The sequence below is a fragment of the Corynebacterium sp. CCUG 70398 genome (genome assembly GCF_024454055.1).
Lineage (GTDB): Bacteria > Actinomycetota > Actinomycetes > Mycobacteriales > Mycobacteriaceae > Corynebacterium > Corynebacterium genitalium.
Genome location: NZ_JAGPYZ010000003.1, coordinates 93,438 through 108,005, shown reverse-complemented (window position 1 = coordinate 108,005; position 14,568 = coordinate 93,438). Strand labels below are relative to the sequence as shown.

Sequence of the window (14,568 nt, the reverse complement as noted above, 5' to 3'; positions counted from 1 at the left end):
GTGGGAGTTTCCGTCACGGTGGTTACTCCTGCGCGGACTTATCGGCGGGTTTGTCACCGGACTTGTCAGCGGATGCGTCATCGGCGATGGTCACTTCTTCACCGATGCGATCGCGATAATCGTCCGGCCAGGCGATGACCGTGTCGCCCTCTTTGAGGTCGCCTCCGGTGACGGCGATGTCGGTGTCGTTCTTCACACCGGTCTCCACAGTGCGCTCTTCGATCTTGCCCGTGGTGGCGTCCTCGTTCTCGCGGGCGAACACGAGCACCTTGTTGCCGTCGAACACCGCGTCGCGCGGGATGCTCAAGCCGTCCGGGCTTTCGTCGGTGATGATCTCCACACGCGCGGACGCTCCCAAGCGCAGGTCTTTGGTATCGCCGGTGACTTCGATCTCCACCGGGAAGGTGACACCGGTGTCCTTCTTGTCGCCGCCCTGGCCCTGCATCGCGCGCGCGGCTGCTTCAGCACCCGCGCCGGCGGGATCCCCGTCAGCCATGGGGGCGACACGGCGCACGCGGCCCTCAAACTCCTTGTCATCCGTCACCGGGGTGGTGAAGGTGACGCGGTTTCCTTCGCGCACATTGGCCACATCGGACTCGCGCACGTTGGCGCGGACGAGGAAGCGCGAGGTATCGGACACGGTCATCAGGCCGCCCGCGGCCGGCGATCCCTCCTCCGCCTCGATCTTGGTCACCACGCCGTCCATGGGGGCGTAGATTTCCGGATCCGGCGTCTCGTATTCCTGGATGCTTTCTTCGGCCTGCGCCTGAGCCTGCTGCTGCATGAGCATTTCTTGCGTGGCCGGATCAGCTGCCGGATCACCCATTCCTGGGTCAGGAACGCCCGGGGCGCCTGGGGCACCTGGGGCACCCGGAGCACCCTGCGCGTCCATCATCTGCTGCTCAATGGCCTGCTGTGCTTCGCGCTGCCCCTGCTCGCGGCCTTGTGCGTGGGCTTCACCCAGCGCACGCTCGACCTCTTCCCTGCTCGGGCCAGAATTGCCCGGCTGCGCCGGCTGTCCCGGCGGGGGTGGAGGCGGGGCGCACGCTTGGCCGGGTTTCGGGTGGCCCGGCAGCAACGGTTTCAGGCAGTTCTCGATGGCACTGCCGGCATCCAAGAGGGTCTCGTGCAGGCTGCCCGCAGCATCCATTTCAAGTGCTTCCGCCCCAGCACCCTGGCTTTGCAGCTGCGGGCCGGCAGAGGTGTCCATGGTGACCAGGAGCTGGCCCTTTTTCACCTTGTCGCCCAGCTGCACGTGAATTTTCTCAACGGGTGCTGCCATAGCGGAGGAGATGCCAGCCTGCTTGATCGGCGCGACGGACCCGTCGACGACAATGCTGTTGACCACGCCTTCTTTCGCAACGACCTGGTAGTCGCCGGAGCCGAGGTCACCGGAGGCGGCGTCTCCCCCGCCACCTATGCCGCAGGCTGAGGCAAAGAATAGGGTCGAGGCAGCAGCCAGGGACACTCCAGCTTTACGGGCGGTGCGGAAAGAAGACAATGTCATCTCCTGATCATCGATCAAACAGGGTCTTGGGCTTCAAGCTCTTCTTAACATTACACCGTCACCCTCACAGTTCACCCCCGAGAGTATTGACGGGGCGAATGGCAAAAGCCCCCCACACGGCATCGGGAGGAAGCGCCTCGACGGACCACACCCGCTCGTTGTCGGCGATCTGGCGCAACGCATCGCCGGTGTCCCACACGACTACTCCGGCAAGGTCTTCTTCGGTTGCCACGGTGAAATTGTGCGCGCGGTCGCCCTCCCCGACAGGCAGCGGATGCGACTCAGGCGGCAGAATCGCGTTCACACGCCCAATGGGATCCAAGACATCCGCGGCCTCCTCCGCGTTCAAAGCCGGTGAGAACGTGACCAGGGCAAAGGCAGGTTCATCGCCCGGAGCGCTGCGCATGCTTATCGACGCTCGCTGCGCATATTCCTGCGCACTCTCCCCCGCGTCTGGACCGAGCTGGTCGCCTTGGGGAGCCGGTTCAAACCCGGTGCGGGTTCCCAGCAGCCAGATCCCGGCGATGAGAACCACCGAAATTGCGAGCACCGCTACGGCGATGGTCAATGCCGTGGGGAGCTTTCTCATGCCCGCAGCACGTCCACTGCGTGCTGAAGGTCGGGTGGATAGGGTGACTCCACTTCCATCCACACACCGGTGCCGGGGTGGACGAAACCGAGTGCAGTGGCGTGCAACCACTGCCGGATCAGCCCCAGCCGCTTGCCCAAGTTCGGGTCGGAGCCGTACATCGGATCCCCCACGCAGGGGTGGCCCACCGAGGACATGTGGACGCGGATCTGGTGCGTGCGTCCCGTTTCCAAGTGGACTTCCAGCAGGCTTGCTTCCCGGAACGCCTCGAGAACCTCGTAATGGGTGACTGAGTGACGCCCGTCTGCGGTGACGGCGAACTTCCACCCCGACGACGGGTGCCGGCCAATCGGCGCGTCGATCGTTCCCACGATCGGATCGGGCAAACCCTGCACGACGGCGTGATAAGTCTTCTCCACCGTGCGCTCTTTGAACGCGCGCTTGAGCACCGAGTATCCCGGGATCGAGTTGGCCACGACCATGACACCCGAGGTACCCACGTCGAGCCGCTGCACAATACCTTTACGCTCCGGCGGGCCTGCATCAGGCAACTGGTAGCCCATGGCTTGCAGCCCGCCCACCACCGTGGGGCCGTCCCAACCCAGCGTCGGGTGCGCGGCAACGCCGACGGGCTTGTCCACGACAATGACGTCATCATCGTCGTACAGCACCGTCAGACCTTCAACGATCTCCTCCTTCGGCATCGGCGCCTGCTTCGGTTCCGGCAAGGTCACCTCGAGGCTATGCCCGGTGGAGACGCGGTCGGATTTGGTCACGCGGGAGCCGTCGATAAGCACCTCGCCCGCTTCAATGAGCTCAGCCGCGACAGTGCGCGACAGACCGAATGCTTTGGCCACGGCAGCGTCGACACGCATGCTGTCGAGCCCCTCTGGAACAACGAGCGAACGGTACCTACTCATTGCTGCCCCCGTCTTTGTCCTCATCCTTATCTTCATTGTTGTCCCCCAGGAACAAGGAGAGCACGAAGACCGCTACCCCGACATTGATGGCGATGTCCGCGACGTTGAACACCGCGAAGCTGCCGACGGAGATGTAGTCCACCACGTGCCCGAACCAGAATCCCGGATCGCGGAACAGGCGGTCGATGAGGTTGCCCAGCGCGCCGCCGGCGATGAGCGCGATGCCCAGCGCCTCCCACTTATCCCGGATCCGCGGGGCCACAAGGAGCGCGCTGACAACGAAGACGAGCTGGATCGTGGTGAAGATCCACGTGGAGTTTTGGCCCATGGAGAAGGCCGCGCCGGGGTTGAACAGCAGGTAAAGACGGAACCAGTCGCCGATCAGATACACCGCCTCACCCGGGGTGAGCACCGTGACCATGGTCTGTTTGAGGATTTGATCGATCACACCGACCGCGGCCATGACGCTCACGATGAGCGGAACATAAGGGCGGGTGCGGGTAGCTCGGCTTTCTGTGGTCATCGTCGCCTTACTGTAGTCGCTTGGCAGTGCGGTAGGTTCGATGTGTGAGATATCGGTTCTTGTCCCTGCTGCTTGCCGCATCGCTCGGGCTGAGCGCATGCGCGAAAACCGACCCGATGGACGATGTCCCAGCCTTCGAGGTCGACACCGCCACCGTGACTCTGGAAGACCAGGGCGACGGTGAGAAGCGTCAGCTGGTGTATTCAGGCGGGGAGCAAACCACGACCGTTGAGGTCTCCTACGGCGTCGCTCAAGGCGCAGTAGCCACCGACAGAGTCGACCCCGAGGCCCCGGCCGGCGGTGACGTGGACAAGGTCACGCTGCCGTTGACTATCTACATCGCGGACGATGCCTCCGAGGCGAGGGTCGGTGAGCCGAAGCATTCGAACTTGGATGCCGGCACGGACGCTCTGACTGCGGAGGACTTCCGCATGCGGTGGCAGCACGACGTCCACGGCAATATCCAGGACATCAAGCTGCTTCCACCGGAGGGCAGCTCCGACGAAGGGCGCGCGATTGTTGAGAGTGCTCTGCTCCAGGTTCTTGCCGCCCAACCGGTGTTTCCCATTGAGGCCGTCGGCGAGGGAGCGACGTGGACTGTGCAAACGCGCACGATCGGCGGTGCCCACATGCTGCGCACGACGCGCTACACCGTGGACTCCCTCGATGGTGACACCGTCGTCCTGTCCCTCGACATCGAAGACGAGCCGACGGAGACAGAGCTCACCATCGACGACACCCAGGCCGGCGGCACGTTGACGGCTGATGAGTGGTCGACCACGTCCGACGCGACCATCACAGTGGACCTCACGAAACCGCTGCCCACGCAGGGCCAGAACGCCGCGACGACCCGCACCGTCTACAACGGCCCCAACCCCGATTTCAAAGTGGTCCAGGACGTGACCACCGCAACGACCTACGGGAAATAACATGCCTGCCCCGCTGCACATCGGACTTGACGGAGTCTCCTTTTCCTACCCCGACGGCCACCGCGTACTCACCGATATCTCCTTTGCAGTGCCGTCCGGTTCTGTCACGGGGCTGATCGGTGAGAACGGCTCCGGCAAGTCGACGTTGCTCTCCCTTATCGCCGGCGATAACAAGCCGACCGCAGGCACGATCATCACCCCGCCTGTGACGGGGTTCATTGCCCAAGAGACTTCACTGCCGTTCACGTCCCCCGCGTCGGAGCTTATCGACGCCGCCGTGGACGAACTCCGCGGCGTCGAGCGCGAGATCGGAGCCTTGTCGGAGCAAATGGCGGACAACCCCGCTGATGCCGGACTGGCGGAACGCTTCGATGTGGCTCTGACACGGGCGGAGAATTCCGGCGTGTGGGAACTGGATGCGCGCATTGCCACCGTGCTGGCCGGTTTAGGTCTGGCAGGGGTAGATCTGGCGACTCCGCTCGGCGAGATGTCCGGCGGGCAGCGACGCCGCTTCGCGCTGGCCACATTGCTGCTGCGCCCGGTGGACGCCATGGTTCTCGACGAGCCAACGAACCACCTCGATGACGAAGCAGTGGACTTCCTCGTCGACGAGCTCACCTCATTCAAAGGCCCTGTGCTGGCTGCTTCCCACGACCGCTACTTCCTGGACACCGCCTGCGACAGCTTGGTCGATCTCGACCCTGGGCTCGGCCCTGAAGGCGGTATGGGTGAAGAGACAAAGCAGGGAGCGAAATTCTCCGGCTCCTTCTCCGATTACCTCGAGGCCCGCGAGAAGCGCCGCGCCCGCTGGGCCACCGACTACGCAGCTCAGGAACACGAGCGTGAGCGGCTGGAAAAGGCCGCCCACCAAACCGAGGACGACGTGTTCCACTCGCATGAAGCTAAGACGGAAACCCGCAAAGCCGCGAAGTACTACGCTGACAGGGCTGCGAAAACGGTGGGCAACCGACGAAAAGCAGCCGAATCGCGGCTGGAGAAACTCGAGCGCTACCAAATCCCGGCACCGCCGAAGCGGCTGCGCTTCCAGGGCCTGCCGGAGCACACCGCGACATCGCTGGGAGTCCCTGCCGTAGTGACGAAGAACCTCTCCGTCCCGGACCGGCTCGCTCCGCTGAGCATCAAAGTTCAGCCGGGCCAGCAGCTACTTGTCGAAGGCCCGAACGGGTCGGGCAAGTCTACGCTGTTGAAGATCATCGACGGCGAGCTCACCGACTACGGCGGCGAAATCATCATGCCGGAGGAGATCACCGTCGCACGTCTGGAGCAGGACGACGACTGGACTGATCTGTCGCGCACCCCCGCCGACATTCTGCCGACCATCGTCGAGATGGGATTGATGACAGAAGAGCAGGCCGCACAACCCCTCGACGACCTGTCCTTAGGTCAACGTCGCCGTGTTTCGCTGGGCCTGATCTTGTCCAACCCGCCGGATCTACTGCTTCTCGACGAGCCGACCAACCACCTCTCCCTCGTCCTCGCCGAGGAACTCGAGGAGGCACTGCTGGATTTCGAGGGCACAGTCATCATGACCTCTCACGACCGGTGGGTCCGCCGCAACTGGCGCCGGCGCATTGAGCACAAAGACAACCGCGCCACGATCCTCACCCTGTCCACGCTGTGGACAGAAGAGGTGTGGCGCGAAGAAAACCCGGAAGCTTAAAGGGCAGGTGCCGGTGCACCGCCGGGGGCAGGTGCCGGGGCCGGAGCTCCGCCTGGTGCCGGTGCCGGGGCGCCCTCAGGAGCCGGGGCCGGAGCACCGCCTGGTGCGGGCGCCGGAGCGCCCTCCGGAGCAGGTGCAGGTGCACCCTCGGGCGCAGGTGCCGGAGCGACGCCCTCACCCTCCGGAGTTGCCTCGCACATCTGCGGGACTTGCTCCGGGGCCACGGTGTTGCGGATCAGGATGCACGCCCACGACTGGGACAGCTTCCAGGCCCCGTTCTCGTAGACGAAGGACACGTTCTCTGCGACGGAGGGGCCTTGCTCCGGCTGGGTGAAGTTCACGGCTGCGAGAACTTCGTTCGGGGTGTAGCCGGGCAGAATCGGCTCGACGACCTGGAAGTCGGCGCCGGACTCCTGCTTGGCCTTCGTCATGACGTCGAACAGCTCGACAGCGTTCTCGCCGCCCTGGACGGTGCGGGTGCGCTCCTCCATCGGCAGGTTCGGGTCGGTGGCGCGGGCCAGGATCTCGTTGAGCTGCACAGCATTGGGCATCTCAGCAGGAGCGGCCTGCTCGGTGGCCACGTTGGTTTCGGTGGCCACGGCAGTCTCTTCTGCGCCGTTCTCCTCGTCGGAGCAGGCTGCCAGGCTCAGCGCTGCACCGAACGCGGCGGTGACGGCGATAAGTTTGCGTGCTTTCACTATCTCTCCTTCTGTTCCCTTAACTGGGTCAACGTTACCGCTTGTGCATGCCAGCTCAAATTGGCACGCCTGTGGCAACCTTGAGATATGAGCACAATTGCCGTGATTGCCACCGGCGGGACGATCGCCTGCGTCCCGGACGACACCGGCGCCTTGGTACCGCAACTGACCGCTGCAGACCTTATCGAGCGGGCCGCGCCCGGGGTGCCGTGCCGTCCCGTGGACGTGCAGTCTGTTGACTCCTCCTCCATGACGTTGGCGGATGTGGACAATCTCGTCGCGGAAGTTCACGCCCAGCTTGATGACGACTCCGTTACCGGCGTAGTGGTCACCCACGGCACAGATTCCCTGGCAGACACAGCACTCGTACTGGACCTCTTCCACGCTTCGGCCAAGCCAGTCGTGGTGACGGGCGCGATGGGTGCCGAAGACGGGCCCAGCAACCTGAGGCGAGCCATCGAACTCGCACACGATCCTGACAACAGCGCTGGCGGGGTCCTCGTGTGCGTGGGCGATGTGCTCCCGGCGCGGGGGCTGTTCAAGCGCGACACCGCGGAGATGTCGCCGTTCTCGGCCAACCCATCGTCACGGCGAGAACCGGTTGCACCAGTGGCACTTGCGGGCGTGCACATCCCGATCTTCCGCGCGTGGCCCGGCGCGGGCGGTGAGCTCATCGACTTTGCGGTGCGCTCCGGCGCGAACGGGATCGTGGTGGAGGCACTCGGCGCCGGCAACGTCTCCGACGCAATGGGAACAGCGATCGAGGCCGCCCTGCAGACAGTGCCGGTAGTGGTCACCACGTCTGTGCCCTTCGGCACCGTCGAGTTCACCTACGGCGGCCCCGGCGGCGGCAGCACCCTGGGTGCGTTCGGCGCGATCCCATCCGGGCCGCTGCGGGCAGGACAAGCCCGGATGGCCCTGGCAGTAGCGCTGCGGGCAGGACTCGACCCTAAGACCGTGTTCGGCTGAGCCTAGTCGTCCTGTTTCTCAAGCCAGTCGTCCCAGGCCAGCGAATCGACTGGGTCGGCCGGGACGAGGTCAGGGTCGTCAGCACGGAAGTTACACACCTTCCCCGGACCCGTGGCCCGGGTTTCAAACCGGACTGTGACAAACCCATGGCCAGCTCCTTGGATCCACCCATGACCGTGCTCGGGGTGGAACACGTCTTGGGTAGCGGTCCACCCGGACTGCTCGGTGTGCGAGAACGTCGGCAGAGGTTCCGCCAGATCGCTCACGCCCGTTTCCTCCGGAATGACGCGGTGCGGGGTGATGGCCTGGTCTAACTCCGGAAACAGGGTGTCCTGCATGACGTCTTCGAGGCCCGAGAACCCCACCCCCACCAAGCGGACCGGGCCGACCTCATCTGGGTACCGGGCAATCCGGAACGCGGCGGCGATGAGGGTCTCGAGGTCATCGGTCGCGTACGGCAATGTTGTTGAGCGGGACTCAATACGGAAGTCGGCCATTTTCAGTTTGACGGTGGCGGTGCGGGCGCCGCGGCCGTCGATAAGCAACCGGCGGTGCGCCTCGGATGCCGCGCGCCTGATGGCAGCCTCGACATCTGCTGTCGTGGTCAGATCCTGCGGGTATGTGTGCTCGGCGGAAATTTGCTTCGACTCGGCGCGGGGTTTGACCTCACGTTCGTCGATGCCGCGTGCGAGCATCCACAATTGCTTGCCGACGACTCCCCCCAACGCAATATCCACTTCCCTCTCTGTCATCGCCGCAAAGTCGCCGATGGTCTCGATTCCAGCGCCTGTGAGTTTCGCCCCTGTCACCGGCCCAACACCCCACAGTTCCTTGACGGGCAGGGGATGGAGAATGTCCGTTTGCTGAGCTTTCGGAATGATGTAGGTGCCATCGGGCTTGGCCAAACCGGAGCCGATCTTGGCGTACTGCTTGCCGCTGCCGGCACCGATGGAACTGGGCAGACCCGTCTCCTCACGGATCTGGTCGCGCAGGGTGTTCGCCCAGTCGCGGACCTCGTCGGCGGTCGCGCCTTGGAGCTCGTGCGGCTCCATGAATGCCTCATCAATCGAGAGCTGTTCCACCACGTCGACATGGCGGGCGATGATCTCGAACACGCGCCGCGACGCGGTGGTGTAGACCTTTCTACGCGGGGTGACCAGGACTGCCTGCGGACCGACGAGCCGAGTGGCGCGGTATGTGGGCATGGCAGAGCGCGCCCCGAATTTCCGGGCTTCATAGCTCGCTCCGGCGACAACTCCCCTACCTGTCACGCCAGCGACGAGGACAGGGCGGCCCTTGAGTGTGGGGCGGGTCAGTTGCTCGCACGACGCGTAGAACGCGTCCATGTCGATATGGAGGACCCAGCGGGTAAGTTCTGTCATCCTTCAGGAAGTCGGTATTCGAATTCGGAAGCGGTCAGGTCTGCATCCAGCGGGTGCCAGTCCGGCAGGATGCGCAAGTCGTCGTCGGAGCTGACAACGACGAGATCGGTGGTCTGCTGGCGCGCGCTGGCCAGCTCTGAAGGGTCGAGACGGATCGAAGCGGTGTCGGACACTTTGACCGTGACGCGCTTTTCCTCCCCGCCCCTTCGGCACAGGAAGTTGTGCGGGTGGCCGACGTGAATGACGTCCCATCCCTCCGATTCGAAATGTGCCCGGGCTGAGTCCTCTGCGCGGGCCACCAGCGTGTCGATCGCGCGAAACGGGAAGGACGTAGCGCGCTCCAACTCCGCCCAGCTGCCAAACCAGAAGTTTCGTGCAATGGTGTCAAGATCCTCCGGTGACGCCTCGACTTTGCGCGGGGTGCCGTTTTTGCCGGAGCGGCGCAAAGCGTCGAAAAGCGGCGCGAGCTTGGCTGCATCATTGTCCTGTTGCTCCGCGAAGAAGGACACAGGAACCCGGCGGATGTACTTGCGCTTGCGCTCCTCCACCTCAGACGGCCATGACAGGTTGACTGGCGGAATTTCCTTATCGGGGTGGAACGGCGCGCTGACAACGACGGCCAAGAGAACGTGGCCGACAGCCTTCCGTTTGCCCGTCTTCACACCGGTGCACAGCATGAGGATGTCACCCACCTCGGGCTGATCCCGAAAGCGGCTGGTGAAACCGAGCACCGAATGCTTGCGCGCCCACTGGAGATCCTTGTGGGCCCGCGCGTCGTCCGGGAGGTTGACCACGAACAAAGACGGAGACCTACCCATGCCGCCATTCAAGCAGAATTCAGCCCGCTCATGGCTCGCCGCGGTCACTTAGCCGTTCTTAGCCACCGATGCTGTGACGCCGTCGAGCACCTCGTGGGCACCGGCACCGTCGGTAGCGACAGACAACTGCGTGGCCAAGGTCTCTGCCGCAATGTGATCGGCGTGCTGGTTCGCCCACTGCTCCTTATCGGCCGGAACGTAGAGCGTGACGGTGATCCGGTCGGAAACGTCCAGTCCCTCCTTCTTGCGGGCATCCTGCAGGCCACGGATCACGTCAGCAGCCCAGCCTTCGGCCTCGAGCTCTTCCGTGACCGTGTCATCCAGCACCACGAGCCCGTCCTTGCCCTCGATGCGTGCGGTCGAATCCGGGTCCGCAGCAACAAGACGCTCGGTGTAGAGCTCTGGAGTGAGCACGATATCGCCGTCGACAACGACGTTTGCGCCGTCGTGAACGTAATTGCCGGCCTTGACGTTCTTGATCGCGCGTTGCACATCCTTGCCCAAGGTCGGGCCCGCCACCTTGGCGTTCACGACGACTTCGAACGAGCCTGCAGAGTCGACGTCCGTGGTCAGCTCGACGTTCTTCACGTTGACTTCGTCGCGGATCACATCAGTGAACGGCTCCAAGGACTTCGCCTCCGGTAGCGCCACCTTCAGCGCAGGCAGCGGCAGGCGGTTGCGCAGCTTCTTCGCCTTGCGTAGCGACGACGCCGCCGAGCACACCGAGCGCGTCGCGTCCATTGCAGCAACGAGCTCGGCATCGGCCGGGAACTGGTCCGCGTCCGGGTAGTCGGTGAGGTGGACCGAACGCTCGCCCGTGAGACCGCGCCACATGACCTCCGTGATGTACGGCAAAAGTGGGGCAGCTGCCCGGCACAGGACCTCCAGCACCGTGTAGAGCGTGTTGAATGCCTCCGGGTGCTCGTCCTGGCCCGCCCAGAAACGGTCGCGGGAGCGACGGACGTACCAATTGGTCAAGGTGTCGGCGAAGACGCGGACCTCATCGCACGCGCCAGAGATGTCCGTTGCGTCAAGCGCTGCGCGCACGTTGCCCACCATGTCGTGGAGCTTGGCCAGGATGTAGCGGTCCAGCACGTTATCCGAGCTGGTGTCCCACTGCGCCTCCCGATCAGAGTAGAGCTGGAGGAAGGTGTAGGCGTTCCAGATCGGCAGGATTGCCTGGCGCACGCCGTCACGGATCCCTTGCTCGGTGACAATGAGGTTGCCGCCGCGCAGAATCGGCGAGGACATGAGGAACCAGCGCATGGCGTCAGAGCCGTCGCGGTCGAAGACCTCGTAGATGTTCGGGTAATTGCCTTTCGACTTGGACATTTTCTGTCCGTCGTCGCCCAACACGATGCCGTGCGCAACGACCTGTTTGAACGCGACTTGATCAAACAGTGCGGTAGACAGCACGTGCTGGACGTAAAACCAGCCGCGGCTCTGGCCGGAGTATTCGACGATGAAGTCGGCCGGCTGGCGGGTGTCGAACTCTTCAACGTTCTCGAACGGGTAGTGGTACTGCGCAAACGGCATGGAGCCAGATTCGAACCAGCAGTCGAGTACATCCGGTACACGACGCATCGTGGACTGGCCTGTCGGGTCGTCCGGGTTCGGGCGGGTCAGTTCGTCGATGTACGGGCGGTGCAGCGACTCGGGGCGCATGCCGAAGTCCGCCTCCAACTCGTCGAGTGAGCCATAAACGTCCACACGCGGGTAGTCCGGGTTGTCCGAGACCCAGGCGGGCACCGGGGAGCCCCAGTAACGGGTACGGGAGATGTTCCAGTCGCGTGCGCCTTCCAGCCATTTACCGAACTGGCCGTCGCGGACGTGCTCCGGGATCCATTCGATGGTCTGGTTCAGCTCCACCATGCGGTCACGGATGTCGGTGACCTTCACAAACCACGCAGGCAGCGCCATGTAGATCAGAGGCTCACCGGAGCGCCAGGAGTGCGGGTAGGAGTGGACGATCACCTTGTCCTGGAAGACGCGGCCGCGAGCCTTCAGGTCGCGGATGATGTCACGGTTGGCGTCGAAAACGAGCTGGCCCTCGTACTCGGGCACCTGGCTGGTGAACTTGCCGTCGGCGTCAACGGGGATGACCAGGCCGATGCCGTACTTCTCGCAGGTGATCATATCGTCCTCACCGAATGCCGGGGCCTGGTGGACAATACCGGTGCCGTCCTCGGTGGAGACGTAGTCCGCAACGAGGATCATGAACGCGTTCGGCTGATCGGCGAAGTAGTCGAAGACCGGGGTGTACTCCAGCCCCTCGAGCTCAGCGCCCTTGAACGTTGCGAGGACCTCCGGGTCCTCCCCCAGTTCCTTTGTATACGAGCCGATGAGCGAGGTCGCGATGAGGTACTTTTCTTTCTGTGTGTCGCCGTGTGCGACACACAGTGCGTATTCGATTTCCGGGCCGACAGCCAACGCGAGGTTCGAGGGCAGGGTCCAGGGGGTGGTGGTCCAGGCGAGCGCGTTGGCGTCGATAAGCTCTGGGTGCTCAGCAAGCGTCTGCTCCGCCTTGAAGCCCGCGCGTGCACCGGTGATGGGCAGCGTGACAGTGACGGTGGGATCCTGGCGTTCCTTGTAAGAATCGTCGAGACGCGTCTCCTGGTTCGACAGCGGTGTGTGCTCAGCCCAGGAGTACGGCAGGACACGGAAGCCCTGGTAGATCAGGCCTTTGTCATAGAGCTCCTTGAACGCCCACATGACGGACTCCATGTACTCGATGTCCATCGTCTTGTAGCCATTCTCAAAGTCCACCCAGCGCGCCTGGCGGGTGACGTAGTCCTCCCACTCGCCCGCATAGTGCATGACGGACTGGCCGCAGTACTCGTTGAACTTAGCCAAGCCCATATCTTCGATCTGGGCCTTGTCAGTGATGCCCAGCTGCTTCTCCGCCTCGAGCTCAGCGGGCAAACCGTGGCAATCCCAGCCGAAGACGCGCGGCACGTGGTAGCCGGTCATCGTGCGGAAACGCGGAACGATGTCCTTGACGTACCCGGTGAGCAAGTGGCCGTAGTGCGGTAGACCGTTGGCAAACGGGGGCCCGTCGTTGAAGACGTACTCCTCGCAGTTTTCCCTGTTGTCCAGGCTGGCTTGGAAGGTGGAGTCCTTCTGCCAATAGTCCAGAACGATGCGCTCCATGTCGGGGAACTTGTTGGATCCCCCAGTCATATCCACCTTGGGGTACGCACGGCCGGCGGTGTTGCTGCTCATAATCCGATCCTTCACTCACACTGTTGCTGCCGTGCGGGGACGCAGATCACTGAATCACTGCGCGGTACCACCCCGCTTGGAACCCAAGTACGGGCTCCCGCTTCGTTTGTGGTGAAGTCCGGGTCTAGTGAGCTGTGAGCTTTAGTAGCCGCGGCCGTTCTTCCGGAACGCTCCCCGGTGATGGCCGGATCATTGCGTGTCTCTTTCTGGCGCTCATTGTAGCCACCCACAAGAAGATGTGCGCAATTGTGTGGGCCTATTTAGTGGTGCCGCTGGGGGGCTGTGCGGAAAAGTTGACATTTTGGCTGACCGGGAACGCAATAAACCCAGGTCACAGAAACCGGGATATCAACTTTTCCGCACGGACCGCTCAGACCCCCGCCAAGCCGAAGCCAGCCGTGCGCGCGACGAAACCCCGCGCCACCGAATGGTGCGCGGGGATGGAGCCCTAGTGCAGGGCTTTAGTTTTCGCCGGACGGTGCGGAAGAACCGCGCGTCTCCAGCTCCTCGAGCTGGGACTCGAGCAGGGTCTTGAGGCGGGTACGGTACTCGCGCTCGAAGGTGCGCAGCTCGGCGATGCGAGCCTCCAGTGCGGACTGCTGTTGCTTCACCGTGTTCATGATCTCGGTGTGCTTGCGCTCGGCATCTGCCTGCAGCTGGGCTGCCTTCTCCTCTGCCTGGCGGATCTGAGCCTCGGCACGGGAGTTTGCTTCGTTGGTGGTTTCCTCGGCGCGACGCTCTGCGTCGCTGACAAGCTGGTTGGCGCGCTGCTCGGCAGCCTGGGTGGTTGCTGCAGCACGGCTCTCAGCCTCGCCGACCTGCTGGCTAGCGCTGGTGCGTGCTTCCTCGAGCAGGCGGCGGGATTCTTCCTCGGCCTCGCGGGTAACGCGCTCGGCGGTTTCCTGAGCCAAGCCCAGAACGCGTGCTGCCTGCACGTTGGCTTCTTCGGTGGCCTGTGCCGACGGGTCGATCTTGGTGGACGCAGATGCGGCAGCACCTTCGCGGGCGGTGCGTGCCTCGTTCTCTGCGCGCTCGCGAGCCTGCTGAGCCTCGCGGAGACGGCCTTCGTACTCTTGGCGCAGCTCCTGCTCGATCCGGCGGCGGATCGCGCCTTCATCTGCCTGCGGGGCACCCTGAGCCGGGGCGGAGCCGCCCTCCTCGAGACGAGCGCGCAGATCGTCGTTCTCATCCTGCAGCTGGGCGAGTGTGTCCTCGACGAGGTCCAGGAACTGGTCGACCTCGTCCTCGTTGTATCCACGCTTCCCAATCGGCGGCTTGCTGAAAGCGACATTGTGCACGTCTGCTGGTGTCAGCGGCATTTGCGTTCCCT

At 63.8% G+C, this 14,568-nt stretch carries 12 protein-coding genes; 3 read left to right on the top strand and 9 right to left on the bottom strand.

Translation table 11 applies throughout. The features are described from left to right. Positions 1-22: 22 nt before the first annotated feature. From KBX07_RS05090 to lspA, 4 genes are all read right to left on the bottom strand, one after another. The gene (locus KBX07_RS05090; protein WP_256023288.1) at positions 23-1,507 is read right to left on the bottom strand and encodes an efflux RND transporter periplasmic adaptor subunit; all 1,485 of its coding nucleotides are present in this window, start codon (positions 1,505-1,507) and stop codon (positions 23-25) included. A 64-nt stretch (positions 1,508-1,571) separates the two neighbouring features. Then, positions 1,572-2,096: a hypothetical protein gene (locus tag KBX07_RS05085; protein WP_256023286.1), complete on the bottom strand. Its 525-nt coding sequence runs from the start codon at positions 2,094-2,096 to the stop codon at positions 1,572-1,574. Then, positions 2,093-3,016, bottom strand: a complete 924-nt coding sequence (locus KBX07_RS05080; RefSeq protein WP_005289610.1) for an RluA family pseudouridine synthase — start codon at positions 3,014-3,016, stop codon at positions 2,093-2,095. Before KBX07_RS05080 ends, KBX07_RS05085 begins: the two co-directional genes overlap by 4 nt. Then, positions 3,009-3,539 (bottom strand): signal peptidase II, encoded by a 531-nt coding sequence (gene lspA / locus KBX07_RS05075; RefSeq protein ID WP_256023284.1) that lies wholly within the window; start codon positions 3,537-3,539, stop codon positions 3,009-3,011. Before lspA ends, KBX07_RS05080 begins: the two co-directional genes overlap by 8 nt. A 44-nt stretch (positions 3,540-3,583) precedes the next feature. Here lspA and KBX07_RS05070 point away from each other — a divergent pair, with 44 nt between their 5' ends. Beyond that, positions 3,584-4,468, top strand: coding sequence for a hypothetical protein (locus KBX07_RS05070; RefSeq protein ID WP_256023282.1), 885 nt, complete (start codon positions 3,584-3,586; stop codon positions 4,466-4,468). 1 nt (position 4,469) lies between these two features. After that, entirely contained in the window at positions 4,470-6,149 is a 1,680-nt protein-coding gene (locus tag KBX07_RS05065) for an ABC-F family ATP-binding cassette domain-containing protein (RefSeq protein ID WP_256023281.1), read from the top strand. Here the strand turns inward: KBX07_RS05065 and KBX07_RS05060 are convergent. Beyond that, positions 6,146-6,847 carry a hypothetical protein gene (locus tag KBX07_RS05060; RefSeq protein WP_256023279.1) on the bottom strand — a complete coding sequence of 234 codons (702 nt, stop codon included), beginning with the start codon at positions 6,845-6,847 and terminating at the stop codon, positions 6,146-6,148. The genes KBX07_RS05065 and KBX07_RS05060 overlap by 4 nt on opposite strands. Before the next feature lie 87 nt (positions 6,848-6,934). On the opposite strand from KBX07_RS05060, the gene KBX07_RS05055 reads away from it, so the two are divergent. Next, a complete protein-coding gene (locus KBX07_RS05055) occupies positions 6,935-7,816 on the top strand; it encodes an asparaginase domain-containing protein (RefSeq protein WP_256023278.1) in 882 nt (293 codons plus the stop codon). Positions 7,817-7,818: 2 nt separating this feature from the next. On the opposite strand, the gene KBX07_RS05050 is transcribed toward KBX07_RS05055, so the two are convergent. The 4 genes from KBX07_RS05050 to KBX07_RS05035 all read right to left on the bottom strand — a co-directional run bounded on the left by KBX07_RS05050 (position 7,819) and on the right by KBX07_RS05035 (position 14,557). Then, positions 7,819-9,198, bottom strand: a complete 1,380-nt coding sequence (locus tag KBX07_RS05050) for a DNA polymerase IV (protein WP_256023276.1) — start codon at positions 9,196-9,198, stop codon at positions 7,819-7,821. After that, the gene (locus KBX07_RS05045; protein WP_256018333.1) at positions 9,195-10,016 is read right to left on the bottom strand and encodes a hypothetical protein; all 822 of its coding nucleotides are present in this window, start codon (positions 10,014-10,016) and stop codon (positions 9,195-9,197) included. The genes KBX07_RS05050 and KBX07_RS05045 overlap by 4 nt, the downstream gene beginning before the upstream one ends. Positions 10,017-10,064: 48 nt before the next feature. Beyond that, entirely contained in the window at positions 10,065-13,238 is a 3,174-nt protein-coding gene (gene ileS / locus KBX07_RS05040; protein ID WP_256023275.1) for an isoleucine--tRNA ligase, read from the bottom strand. A gap of 461 nt (positions 13,239-13,699) precedes the next feature. Continuing rightward, positions 13,700-14,557 (bottom strand): DivIVA domain-containing protein, encoded by an 858-nt coding sequence (locus tag KBX07_RS05035; RefSeq protein WP_005289580.1) that lies wholly within the window; start codon positions 14,555-14,557, stop codon positions 13,700-13,702. Positions 14,558-14,568 lie beyond the last annotated feature (11 nt).

Excerpts from the sequence above, each read along its gene's own strand:
- KBX07_RS05085 (WP_256023286.1), bottom strand. The coding sequence starts at position 2,096 with ATGAGAAAGCTCCCCACGGCATTGACCATCGCCGTAGCGGTGCTCGCA.
- KBX07_RS05050 (WP_256023276.1), bottom strand. The coding sequence starts at position 9,198 with ATGACAGAACTTACCCGCTGGGTCCTCCATATCGACATGGACGCGTTC.
- KBX07_RS05080 (WP_005289610.1), bottom strand. The coding sequence starts at position 3,016 with ATGAGTAGGTACCGTTCGCTCGTTGTTCCAGAGGGGCTCGACAGCATG.
- ileS (WP_256023275.1), bottom strand. The coding sequence starts at position 13,238 with ATGAGCAGCAACACCGCCGGCCGTGCGTACCCCAAGGTGGATATGACT.
- KBX07_RS05065 (WP_256023281.1), top strand. The coding sequence starts at position 4,470 with ATGCCTGCCCCGCTGCACATCGGACTTGACGGAGTCTCCTTTTCCTAC.
- lspA (WP_256023284.1), bottom strand. The coding sequence starts at position 3,539 with ATGACCACAGAAAGCCGAGCTACCCGCACCCGCCCTTATGTTCCGCTC.
- KBX07_RS05090 (WP_256023288.1), bottom strand. The coding sequence starts at position 1,507 with ATGACATTGTCTTCTTTCCGCACCGCCCGTAAAGCTGGAGTGTCCCTG.
- KBX07_RS05055 (WP_256023278.1), top strand. The coding sequence starts at position 6,935 with ATGAGCACAATTGCCGTGATTGCCACCGGCGGGACGATCGCCTGCGTC.
- KBX07_RS05045 (WP_256018333.1), bottom strand. The coding sequence starts at position 10,016 with ATGGGTAGGTCTCCGTCTTTGTTCGTGGTCAACCTCCCGGACGACGCG.
- KBX07_RS05035 (WP_005289580.1), bottom strand. The coding sequence starts at position 14,557 with ATGCCGCTGACACCAGCAGACGTGCACAATGTCGCTTTCAGCAAGCCG.